Consider the following 10,722-nt stretch of genomic DNA (forward strand, 5'->3'; position numbering starts at 1 on the left):
CGACTTACGATTTGAACTATGCCAACCATATCACGCAGATTAAGCAACAACTCGGAAGCGGTGAAGCTGTCTCTGACTATACTTATGATGCTTACGGCAACATTATCAAGACTACGCTTCCTGCTAACAGCAAGGGACAGCGCATGTGGTACACCTACCGCTATGAGCCGGTGATGAATATGTATGTGGAGCGCATAGACGATGCATTTGGCTACCGTAGCGAGGCAGCCAACTTCGACTACCGCTATGGTATGGCACTCCGCCGTATGGATCTCAACCACTTCTATTATGAACGGATATTAGACAACCTCGGACGTGTGAAAGCTGTGCGTGGTCCTAATGAGTTGGCAACAGGTGTGCCTTACATCATTGCCTTTGACTATCAGCCTAAGGCTACTTTCGGCACCCAATGGCATCAACTGCACCTGCTTACGCAGTGACGAAGCATTACGACATACAGCACCCAAGCGATGATATGGAGACCGTCACCTTCGTGGACGGTTTCGGACGTCCCGTTCAGGTGAAGAAGACGGTGTGGTAACGACAGCTGCCAAGGGCAGTGCACCCAAGGACGAAACCGTGATGATTGTCAGCGGACGCAATGTCTATGACGCTTTCGGTCGTGTGACGAAGGCATACTATCCAACAACAGAGGCAGTGGGCAAAAAGACAACTTTCAACAAGGCTTTTGATAACGTGTCGCCAACCGTAACGGTTTACGACGTGCTTGACCGTGCCATGAAAGTAACGCTTCCTGATAATGCTGAGACCAAGACGGAGTACTCTACGGACGCAGGTAGCAATGCACTCGTAACGACTGTTACTGATGCGTTGGGTAATCGTCAGGCAACCTATACCGACGGTAGTGGCAAGACCGTGAAGACCGAGCAACTCAGCGGACCTGACGGTACGATTACCACCTCCTTCGAATATGATGGGATAGACCGCCTCGTCAAGGTAACAGACACTGAGGGCAACGTAACGACATCCGTCTATGATATGGGCGACCGTCGCACTGAGGTAAACCACCCTGCAAGCGGTATCACCACCTTTACCTACGATGCTTTGGGCAATGTGCTCACCAAGCAGACAGCCAACCTCAAAAAGGAGGGCAAGACTATCAATTACGAGTACGATTACGGTCGTCTGACGGCGATTAATTATCCTGACCATCCGGAAAACAACGTGAAGTACCATTATGGTGGCATCAACTCTTCGTACAACCGTATCGGCAGACTGATGCTTCGTGAGGACGGCAGTGGCGCGATCGAGTATTACTATGGTAAGATGGGTGAGGTCTTGAAGACGGTGCGCACGCTGATTGTACCTAATCAGGCAGTGGCAACCTACGTAACACAGTGGAAGTACGACAGCCATAATCGCCTATTGGAAATGATTTACCCCGATGAGGAGAAAGTAACCTACGGCTACAACCTCGGCGGACAGGTAGACCATGTGCGTGGTTACAAGTCCTATGGCTACGACTATGTGAACAAGATAGGCTATGACAAGTTCGAGCAGCGCACCTATCTGAAGTATTGTAACGGAGCGGAGACCTTCTACAGCTACGACCCTGCACGCAGACGGTTGCAGAACCTCGTGGTGAATGCTAAGGCAGGCACCATCATGGACAATGCATATAGTTATGATGCAGTGAGCAACGTGCTCGGTATTAAGAACAATGCTCCACTCCCACAGAGTGGTAAGGCAGGCGGACAGATGAGCCACAGTTATACTTATGACCCATTGTATCGTTTGGCAAGCGCAACAGGTACTTATAAGGGAACGGACAATAAATCCGCTTCTTATACGTTGTCTATGGGCTACGACAATATGCACCGTATCACGAGTAAGAAGCAACATCTCACGCAAAATAACGTGCAGTTCGACGGCACGCTCAACGCAGGCTATGAACTCACCTATACTTATCAAAAGGCAGATGGTAAGAAGTTCCAACTCGACAATGTTCGTGATATTAACTACCGCACGGAAGAAACTCCTACGGACAGCACGAATATTAACAACGGACACAAGTACACCTATGATGCCAACGGAAATCTTGTTTACATTAACACCTCTCGTGTAAAGAAAGACAACAAGGAAGACGACAAGGCCAGTGAGCAGAAGTACAAGTGGGATGAGGAGAACCGCTTATTAGCAGCCGACGAGAATGGTTTTGTGAGCAACTATTGGTATGATGCCGACGGCGAGCGAACGGTGAAGACCTCAGGCGAGAACGAAGCCATCTATGTGAACTCTGAGTTCTCTGGAGGCAATACTGGTACGGCAAGGTTCAGTCTCTATGTTAGCCCATACTTGGTTGCAGGGCAAGGCGGCAAGTACACCAAGCACATCTATATCGGTAGTCAGCGTATCGTCAGCAAGCTTGGCGACTTGGCATCTTATGGCGCAGACCCAAGACGAATACCGTATGCAGGCAATGAAGCTGATGGTCTTACCATTAACTACAAGGATAAGTACAACCAGCAGTTACAATCCATTAAAGACAATTACAAAACGTTTGACTTGCCATATAATGGTAAGGACAACGACGACTATGTGAATGGTCAGGGCTTCTGCTGCAACGACGGTACACCGGAGGCAGCACAGGCTCGTACAATGGCACGCACAAGAGCTGTAAACGGCAACTTTAAGCCCAACGACGACTACGAGAAGATGCAGTTCTTCTACCACCCTGACCACTTAGGCAGCAGTAATTACATCACCAACTTGGACGGCGAAGTATCGCAGCATATCGAATATGTACCATTTGGAGAGGTGTTCATAGAAGAACGCAACAACACTTGGAATACCCCTTATCTCTTTAATGCGAAGGAATTCGATGAGGAAACGGGATTGTATTACTATGGGGCGAGATACTATGAACCAAGGTTGAGTTTGTGGATGAGTACGGATATGTTATCAGAGCTTTTCCCCCAGGTAACAGCCTATTGTTATACTGATAATAATCCAATAAAGTACAAAGATCCTGATGGTAATAGAAAATGGCCAGTTAACACTACATACAAAGGAGCTTCAAGGCATATAGATTCTTGGTATGGTCCAAGAAATATTAGCTATGGTTCAAAATTCCATAGAGGACTTGATATTAATTTTGGAACTCAAGATTTTGATTATGGTGCCCCTGTATTAGCTACTCATGATGGAGTTGTTCAGGCTATTAATAGCAGTCCTAAAGGAGGAGGAGGGCGGTTTATTATAATCAATTCTCCTGACGGCAGCTTCCAAACTGGTTATCTTCATCTAAAATCTATAAATGTAGAAGTTGGTCAAAAAATATCAGAGGGTGATGTTATTGGAGAAATAGGAGGTTCTGGAAAAGGTAAAGAACGTGGATATGTTCCCCATCTTCACTATCAAATTAAGAAATTAAATCAGAAAACAAGAAAATACGAACATTTTGATCCAACTCAAGGTAAAGGAAAAAAGATAGAGAATATTGTAGATCCCCAACTTTGGATAAACAAGAAAAGTTCTGATGTAGATATCAACATGTCATCTCCTATACAGCTTCCTGAGGTGATAGTAATAGGAAATGCTCCCCAAAAGAATGATATCGTATTCCCCCCGATTATAAATATTCCTAAAGAGATTAATTTACCTAATTCCACGCAACAAGAGCAATAAAAAATGAGACGGGATTGTAATATAATCCCGTCTCATAAAAATCAAGTTATCATATATTATGAATAAGTTTATTTACATACTATTTGTTTTCCTCTGTTTAATAAGCTGTGCACAACCAAATAATAAAAAGCAAGTTTTAAAGGATAGGGCTGTGATATCACTAAAAAGAAATGTGACAGGAAAAACAACTTTTTATGATTTTTTCAAAAAGTTCGCGTCAGACTCATGTTTTCAACGGAAACACATTTTGTTTCCGTTGAAAATTATATATAAAGGTTATGATTATGAAGAGACAGACTCGATCCTTCATATCAGCAAGAGTGATTGGATATATACAAATTTCAACGATTCTATAATAGAAGGGCAAAAAATAATGTTAAAGGTTGATACAATGGCGCATACTGTTATCTTAAAGGGCTATGATTCGGGAATATATATGAGATATTTATTCAAAACTGACAAGCGTTCTTGGATATTATTTCAGATAGATGACTATTCTAATTAACGTGAATTCGACAAATTCAGAATATCTTTGAATAACAGAGTTCTAAAATATAACAAATTTCGGGTAATGCTCCAAATTGGGAGTTGTTGAAATAATCATCTGATTATCAATTTGATTATAAAATAGGCGTAAAGGTAGGGAAAATTCTCTGCCTTTTGCTATTTTTGTAACCCAAAACAAAGGAAAAATGAGCTTACGAGAATGCTTCGGCACTTTATGCTCCAGATTGGGAGTTGAGTTTCAATGTCCGCATCGCCACTCAAACAATATTCTCAAAAGAGGTAAAGTAACAGGTAAACAACGCTAATGATGTAAGAATTGCCGGAAGCGTTTTATCAGCGACTACACATACAAAGCCTATCTTCCTAACATTGATAACTGACCAAAGAGGGATTGGGCAATCACAGCACGATACTAACGTTGGGTATTATGATTTATCAGCATTCATTCTTGTTTACTCTCAAGAGATTTTGTCAGTTGCACTACTTGATGTTGGAATCTGATAAGAAGTTGGGAATAGGTTTCGAGTTTACTGAGCAGTTGTTGCGCAGTGGCGACAGAATGATAAGTATTGAGGGCTTTCACGGCTTCGTTGTATAGCATGCCTATCTTATGAGTCATGGAGACGATTTCGGAGAGTTTCTCCAAGTAAGGCTCTTTTGCAGGGTCTTGGGTGATGACCTTAAAGGCTTCACCTAAAAGCCTTGTTCGGACAAAATCACTTTTCGTTTTTGCTCCCGACTTGCGGTAGAGTCTGATAAGCTTCTGCTGGTCTTCGGAATTAGGTATCCTGATGTGCCATCTGTCCCATCGTGGGCAGGTGGCACATCTGCCGTCTGGCTTCTTTTGTTTCTGCTTTTTCATTGCTTTCTAATCACGACTTTGGAGTGATTTAATCCCCTTTCGGGGCAAGGGTCTTTGTGGTACAAATGGCAATTTGTGGTACAAAGACACACCTTGCCAGTATAAAGAAAGAGATAGTTTGTTATGTTCCATAAAGTAACTTTTCTGGGGTGCTTTTGATAGACGAGAGTTCAAAGTTCAAGAAGTAAATCAAGCGATAAGTTTAGACTAATTTCTTGACTTACTGACTTTATGAGCTGACATATTTTTGACTAAAGTTAATTTTGACTTAGGTCGAAACTATTTTTTTGACCAAAGTCATAACTGACCATTTTACTTAAGTCGCGACTGATTTCTTAACTTAACTCATAACTTACCTGTTTGCGGTATTGGATTATAATACTTTTCAAGCATTGTTTGTATGTCGCTCTGTTTGTAAAGTATCTTCCCTCCGATTTTGTAGAATGGAAGTATTCTTGCATTTTTATACTCTTGGAGCGTGCGTGTGCTGAGCCGTAAGTGGCTGCACACTTCCTCGCTCGAAAGGTAAACCTCGCCATCTAACATCGGACGAGCTGTGGCACAATACCGCTCCAACTTCTTCAAAGTACCTTCCATCAGTTGTGAAAATAACTGCATCTGAGGGTCTTCCTGCGTAATGATTTCATTCTCTGCCATAATTCATTCATTTTTTGACTTCATTCAGCATTTCGCTGATGTCGGTCTGTTTGTAATAACACTTGTGCCCAATCATGGAGAAAGGGATTTTTCCCGTATCTCGGTATGATTGCAGGGTACGCTTGCTTATGCCCAAACGCTTGCACACGGCTTCGTTGTCGAGCCATTGCTCGTTCTTAGGAGGATTACCAATGAGTTTTTCCACACGGTGGATAAAGTCTGCAAATTCGGAGCGATGCCGCTCCCACGCTTTGCGGTCGATGATAATGAGTTTCATTGCTTTGATATTGTTTTGATTACTATATTGTTACTCGGCAATGGAGCTGTTATGCTGCCCGTTGCCGTACTTATCGGGTGCAAAAGTAAGTGGTCAAGAGCATCGCTACAAGGGATGAGGAAAAGCAGGGAAATGTCAGGAAGACAAGAGAAAAGACCACGAGAAAATCCCTCAGCGTTATTGCGGTAATGAGATGAGGTGCCGGTTCTTTCCTTTTATTGCATATTTGTTGGTCTATCAACAGTTCGATAGTTCGACAAATCGAGATGTCGAACTATCAATAGTTTGTTTTGACGATAGTTTGTTTTGACGATAGTTTTGTTTTGACGATAGTTTGTTTTGATGATAGTTTGTTATGACGATAGTTTGTCTTGACAATAGATAGTCTTGACAATAAATTGTTATGACAACAAATTGTACAGACAATAAGTTGTATAAAAAATGGCTTGTCATATAATAAGATTGTCAAGACAATCGTTAGTTCTAACTATTGTTTCTATCATTCGCTTTTGCGTCCAAAGAGCCTGAGTATGCCGTATTCTTGTAGTGCCTATACTCTCTACGGCAGCCCTGCCCTGCAAGGTTGGGAGAGATGAATACGACCGCACGGATATTGAGGATTGTAGTACCGCCTTGAAAAAGAAAAATCCTGCGGTGGAGATTCTACTCTCCATCCGCAGGACTTGACCTTTCAGGGCAGACAGGCTGCCGTTGTACCTTTGCACGATAAGAAACGGCATCAGGAACTTTGCGTGCGCCTTTGCCTACAACGCCTTCGGGCTTGCTTCCTCCGTCTGTTTGACCGTTGGCAGGTTGTTGCTCTCGATGAGCAGTACTATCGTGCCTGTCAGTTCGGTGTAAAGACGGTCGTATTGTTCGCTTGCGGCAAATTCGTCCGTCAGTTCGTACCCAGCGAATGTGGCTTGAACAGCCTTGTTCGCCAACAATAAAAACGAAAGCCTCTCGGGGAGCGGTGCAGGGAGTTTCCTCTCAAACTCGTCCTCCAAGACAGAAACAAGGGTATCGTACTTTGAGAAATGCAGTCCACTGAAAAGCACTTCACTTGCTATTCTTTCTGCTTCTAAATGATTAAAACCTTGCGCCACGGCATCGCAGTAGGCGGTCAGTGCTATGTCGGCTCTTGCCGTGATAAACTCCTTGTCTCCCAATCGCTCGGGGTGATGTTCACTCATATAGCTTTCCAACTTCAATCGAAAATAGGAAAGTTCCTTTTTGCTATTATCTGTTTTCATACATAAATTTTTGCTGATTTCTAAAATATTGTTGCGTTTTGCTTTTCGATAGCTTCCGTATAGTCAGAAAAAGCCTTACTTTTATGTTCTTGCAAACGGTTCATGTCCTCTCTGATTTTCAGGTCGGTAATTTTTCCATAAATCTGTGTCGTTCCAATGTCGCTGTGTCCGAGCATCTTGCAGAGCGTTTCCATTGCTATACCATTGGAAAGGCAGATGGTCGTGGCGAAAGTATGGCGAGCCATGTGAAAGGTCAAGCCCTTCTCAATTTGGCATATCTGACCAATGTTTATACAGGCGAAAGATGCCTTGCTAACGTTCAATGTTGGAAATATCAAATCATCGTGTTGTTTCCCTTTTATATGAATGTCAAGTATCTCCTTTGCGATGGGCAGAAGTGGAATGATGGCTTCCACGTCCGTTTTCTGTCGCTTGATACGTATCTCACAAGTTCCGTCATCATAATGGTGGATATGTTTAGGTGTCAGTCGCAACATATCCACACGAGCCAGTCCCGTAAAGGCACAGAAAATGAAGAGTTGCCTTGCTCGCTCGAACTGCTTGTTTAAGATGGGCGTTTGCAAAATGCGCTTGAGTTCTTCCGTTGTGAGATACCTTCTCGTGCCACGTGGTTTTTCCGCCTTAAAATCCACAAACGGGTCTCGGCGGATGTATTTTTTCTGTTGTCCGATGCTGATGAGCTTTCTCAAGAAAATAACCGTCATTTGAATGGTGGCAGGTGATAATCTGCGCTTGCTTTTAAGATAGAAATCCAATTCTTCGACAAAGCCATAGTCCAACCGTGAATAACCAATATCGGACATTCCGTATTTTTCCAGCAGGAAGGATACTATGAGCTGCTTGTCATAGATGTAGTTGCGGAAAGTGGATTGGGCGATGGAAATTCCCACACAAGGGCGTTTTTCCTCTATAAAACGGTCTGCCTCTTCCATGAGCATTCCATTGCTTTGTGAATCCTCCGTCAGACAATTTTTGAGCAGTTCTGCACTTACATACCCCTTTTGCCAAACCAGCTCATTGTATTTGGTTTGTATCTGTCCTTCCTTTTCTGTCAGTATGCGGTTGATGTTCTTCATCTCATCAGTGTCGCCTTTGCATCTGCCATGCTTTGCGTCCCAATTGTTTGGATTGACATCCAATCCCATACTGTATTGTACTTGTTGCCCGTTTATGGTGATTCGCCCCATTATCGGGCATTTGCCGTTCTTCTTCAGTTTGGAACGGTTGATGTAAAACAATGTCTTGAATGTACTGCGTGCCATAAGCTATAATTTTAAGGTGAAAGTGTGTTCTATCCGTTGTTGAATCTTCTGCATATCCTGTCTTATTCTTTCTGAATTGACCGCTGCATACACTTGTGTCGTTCTCAAATTGGTATGTCCCAACATACCGCTTACGGTTTCTATTGGAACACCAGCCGACAGGGTAATGACCGAAGCAAAAGTATGGCGAGCCATGTGAAAGGTCAGAGGGGTTTTCATACCGATACTTCTCTGTATGTGGTGCATCGCATTGTAAACCACGTCTCTTGGGGGAACGTCAAATACATATCCCGCACGTCTGCCCCTATATCTTTCCATAATGGTCTTGGCTGGGGAGAGAACTACTACGCGAAAAGGGGTCTTCGTCTTGACACGCTTGCTTTTAATACATAGCTTTCCTTCCTCAATGATGATGTTTTCCTCTTTGAGATTGCGTATATCCGAAATGGCAAGACCGCTGAAGCAGGAGAACACGAACAAATCACGGACGACACGATATTTCTCCCATTTGATGGGCAGGTCGATAATCTTTTGCAGGTCGTCCTGCGTGATGTTTCTCGGCGTTCCTTTCGTCTTTTCGTAACTGTAACCAATGAACGGATACATGTCTATCATGCCATTTTTGACAGCCTTGTTCACAACCGCCTTCAATGCAGCCAAGGCACTGCATATACTGCCACGTTTCAATTTTCGGTCTATTGTCAGAAAGTATTCATAGCCTTCTATAAAGGAAATATCCAGTTCCATGAGCGGAATATCACTTAACTTGTATTTCCTACGCACATACTCCCGAAGAAGAGTTTGCTGATAGGTACGCAGCTCCAGTGTTTTCATTGCCCGGTCTATGCCCACTCTTTCATGAATCTGTGTGAGGTACTCAGCATAGCACTCTAAAAGCATTGCGTTTTGACAAAGCTGTCCCTGATAGGCATTGCGCACATCCGTAGCCGTGAATGACTCTCCACTTTCGCAAAGTTCCCGATAGCGTGCATGAATGAGTGCAGTGCATTCATTCAAATACTGGTTGATAGAATTTGCGATGGCACTCTTGCCGAGAAGACGTTGCTTTCTGCTATCCCAAAGAGATAATGGGACTTTCTTTTTGGCGGAAAAGGCGGAATGCTTCCTGCCCAGTTCTATCCGTCCGATAAGCGGCACCATGCCTTTTTTGTCCGCTCGTTTAGCCTGTGTGAAAAACGAGACTTTCAGTTTGTTTTCTTTCATTTTTCTGTCGTTTTTTTTCTAATTTCCTTTGCTTGCAAAGGTACATACGAACAAGAGTTCTTGAGCTATGCAGAAAAATGAAAGATGAGGAATAAAAACCTATGCCACAGTTGTTTATATTCAATTCGTAACCCCTTTTTGCTTTGTGCCCTATGGGTTACGAGTTGGTAACGGAACTATTGCCGTTTTTCGCTCAATCTTGCCATATCTCAAAATGCAGAAAAGTGTATAAGTTGTTATTGTTCAAGTGTTTCCGTTTGTACTTACCCATTCTTCTTTCATTGTCATTATTCTATAAACTATCCCCGCACAGGCAGCCGATACATCAGTGAGGATGTTTTCGAGGAAGTACCCGCCCTGCTGCACAAGATAGGCATCTCACTATCAAATCCACTTAATCGCCATTCGGTAGACAATGCAAAGATAACTGACCACCACGCCATTATTCCTACTGGGGAAACGCCTTCAGGAATGTCGGCAGATGAAACAACTATCTATCAAATGGTGGTCAATCGTTTCATCGAAGCATTTTCTCCCGATTCAGAGGAAGAGCGTATGCTGGTTCGTTTCACGGACGGCAACAGCACTTTTGCTTGGAAAGCGTGCCGACAAATCTCCTTGGGTTGGAAAGCCGTGCAGAAAGGTAAAGAAGCGGAAGCTGAAAAGAAAGAAGGGGGTGAAGAACAGGTTTTGTCTTCATTGCCAAACCTGATAGAGGGAGAAAACTTGCCTGTACTTGATGCAGAAATCACCGAGGATAAGACCAAGCCAAAACCACTCTATACGGAAGCTACTTTACTTTCAGCAATGGAGAATGCTGGGAAAGAGGTCGAGGATGCAGAAAGCAAAAAAGCTATGGCAGAATGCGGTATAGGAACACCAGCTACCCGTGCCAACATCATCGAAACACTTATCCTGCGTGACTATATCCGAAGGGACAAGAAAGCAATTATACCGACCGAAAAAGGCTTGGCTGTCTATGAGATTGTCAAGGACAAGCGAATCGCCAAT

At 43.4% G+C, this 10,722-nt stretch carries 10 protein-coding genes and 2 pseudogenes; 6 read left to right on the forward strand and 6 right to left on the reverse strand.

All coding sequences use genetic code 11. From position 1 onward, the window contains the following. The 4 genes and pseudogenes from DYI03_RS13555 to DYI03_RS13985 all read left to right on the forward strand — a co-directional run. A pseudogene (locus DYI03_RS13555) lies at positions 1–440 on the forward strand (hypothetical protein); the annotation flags it as partial. Further along, entirely contained in the window at positions 410–541 is a 132-nt protein-coding gene (locus DYI03_RS13875; protein ID WP_262510467.1) for a hypothetical protein, read from the forward strand. The pseudogene DYI03_RS13555 and the gene DYI03_RS13875, both read left to right, overlap by 31 nt. 1,085 nt (positions 542–1,626) lie before the next feature. Continuing rightward, positions 1,627–3,648, forward strand: coding sequence for an RHS repeat-associated core domain-containing protein (locus tag DYI03_RS13125; RefSeq protein ID WP_238300175.1), 2,022 nt, complete (start codon positions 1,627–1,629; stop codon positions 3,646–3,648). Between the two features lie 58 nt (positions 3,649–3,706). After that, positions 3,707–4,153 (forward strand): DUF4348 domain-containing protein, encoded by a 447-nt coding sequence (locus tag DYI03_RS13985; protein ID WP_021669573.1) that lies wholly within the window; start codon positions 3,707–3,709, stop codon positions 4,151–4,153. A 444-nt stretch (positions 4,154–4,597) separates the two neighbouring features. On the opposite strand, the gene DYI03_RS13135 is transcribed toward DYI03_RS13985, so the two are convergent. The 3 genes from DYI03_RS13135 to DYI03_RS13145 all read right to left on the reverse strand — a co-directional run bounded on the left by DYI03_RS13135 (position 4,598) and on the right by DYI03_RS13145 (position 5,951). Further along, a complete protein-coding gene (locus tag DYI03_RS13135) occupies positions 4,598–5,017 on the reverse strand; it encodes a plasmid mobilization protein (protein ID WP_004355376.1) in 420 nt (139 codons plus the stop codon). A 345-nt stretch (positions 5,018–5,362) separates the two neighbouring features. Beyond that, positions 5,363–5,674, reverse strand: a complete 312-nt coding sequence (locus DYI03_RS13140) for a helix-turn-helix domain-containing protein (protein ID WP_021670260.1) — start codon at positions 5,672–5,674, stop codon at positions 5,363–5,365. A 7-nt stretch (positions 5,675–5,681) separates the two neighbouring features. Continuing rightward, on the reverse strand, positions 5,682–5,951 hold the full coding sequence (locus DYI03_RS13145) for a helix-turn-helix domain-containing protein (protein WP_025064883.1): 270 nt from the start codon (positions 5,949–5,951) through the stop codon (positions 5,682–5,684). Between the two features lie 546 nt (positions 5,952–6,497). Between DYI03_RS13145 and DYI03_RS13560 the strand changes: the two genes are divergently transcribed. Continuing rightward, complete coding sequence (locus DYI03_RS13560) at positions 6,498–6,638, forward strand: hypothetical protein (protein WP_169337607.1); 141 nt, start codon at positions 6,498–6,500, stop codon at positions 6,636–6,638. Between the two features lie 77 nt (positions 6,639–6,715). On the opposite strand, the gene DYI03_RS13150 is transcribed toward DYI03_RS13560, so the two are convergent. From DYI03_RS13150 to DYI03_RS13160, 3 genes are read right to left on the reverse strand one after another with little or no spacing between them, the layout of a single operon-like run. After that, positions 6,716–7,204 carry a DUF1896 domain-containing protein gene (locus tag DYI03_RS13150; protein ID WP_025064882.1) on the reverse strand — a complete coding sequence of 163 codons (489 nt, stop codon included), beginning with the start codon at positions 7,202–7,204 and terminating at the stop codon, positions 6,716–6,718. A 20-nt stretch (positions 7,205–7,224) separates the two neighbouring features. Further along, positions 7,225–8,487 carry a site-specific integrase gene (locus DYI03_RS13155; RefSeq protein WP_115368003.1) on the reverse strand — a complete coding sequence of 421 codons (1,263 nt, stop codon included), beginning with the start codon at positions 8,485–8,487 and terminating at the stop codon, positions 7,225–7,227. A gap of 3 nt (positions 8,488–8,490) precedes the next feature. Further along, positions 8,491–9,711: a site-specific integrase gene (locus tag DYI03_RS13160; protein WP_036870308.1), complete on the reverse strand. Its 1,221-nt coding sequence runs from the start codon at positions 9,709–9,711 to the stop codon at positions 8,491–8,493. Between the two features lie 300 nt (positions 9,712–10,011). On the opposite strand from DYI03_RS13160, the pseudogene DYI03_RS13165 reads away from it, so the two are divergent. Next, positions 10,012–10,722: pseudogene (locus DYI03_RS13165) on the forward strand (DNA topoisomerase); the annotation flags it as partial.

Origin of the sequence: Prevotella disiens (assembly GCF_900454955.1) — a bacterium.
Lineage (GTDB): Bacteria > Bacteroidota > Bacteroidia > Bacteroidales > Bacteroidaceae > Prevotella > Prevotella disiens.

What these genes read in the sequence shown, in the direction of transcription:
- DYI03_RS13875 (WP_262510467.1), top strand. Translation starts at nt 410, where the DNA reads ATGGCATCAACTGCACCTGCTTACGCAGTGACGAAGCATTACGACATA.
- DYI03_RS13125 (WP_238300175.1), top strand. Translation starts at nt 1,627, where the DNA reads ATGGACAATGCATATAGTTATGATGCAGTGAGCAACGTGCTCGGTATT.
- DYI03_RS13985 (WP_021669573.1), top strand. Translation starts at nt 3,707, where the DNA reads ATGAATAAGTTTATTTACATACTATTTGTTTTCCTCTGTTTAATAAGC.
- DYI03_RS13135 (WP_004355376.1), bottom strand. Translation starts at nt 5,017, where the DNA reads ATGAAAAAGCAGAAACAAAAGAAGCCAGACGGCAGATGTGCCACCTGC.
- DYI03_RS13140 (WP_021670260.1), bottom strand. Translation starts at nt 5,674, where the DNA reads ATGGCAGAGAATGAAATCATTACGCAGGAAGACCCTCAGATGCAGTTA.
- DYI03_RS13145 (WP_025064883.1), bottom strand. Translation starts at nt 5,951, where the DNA reads ATGAAACTCATTATCATCGACCGCAAAGCGTGGGAGCGGCATCGCTCC.
- DYI03_RS13150 (WP_025064882.1), bottom strand. Translation starts at nt 7,204, where the DNA reads ATGAAAACAGATAATAGCAAAAAGGAACTTTCCTATTTTCGATTGAAG.
- DYI03_RS13155 (WP_115368003.1), bottom strand. Translation starts at nt 8,487, where the DNA reads ATGGCACGCAGTACATTCAAGACATTGTTTTACATCAACCGTTCCAAA.
- DYI03_RS13160 (WP_036870308.1), bottom strand. Translation starts at nt 9,711, where the DNA reads ATGAAAGAAAACAAACTGAAAGTCTCGTTTTTCACACAGGCTAAACGA.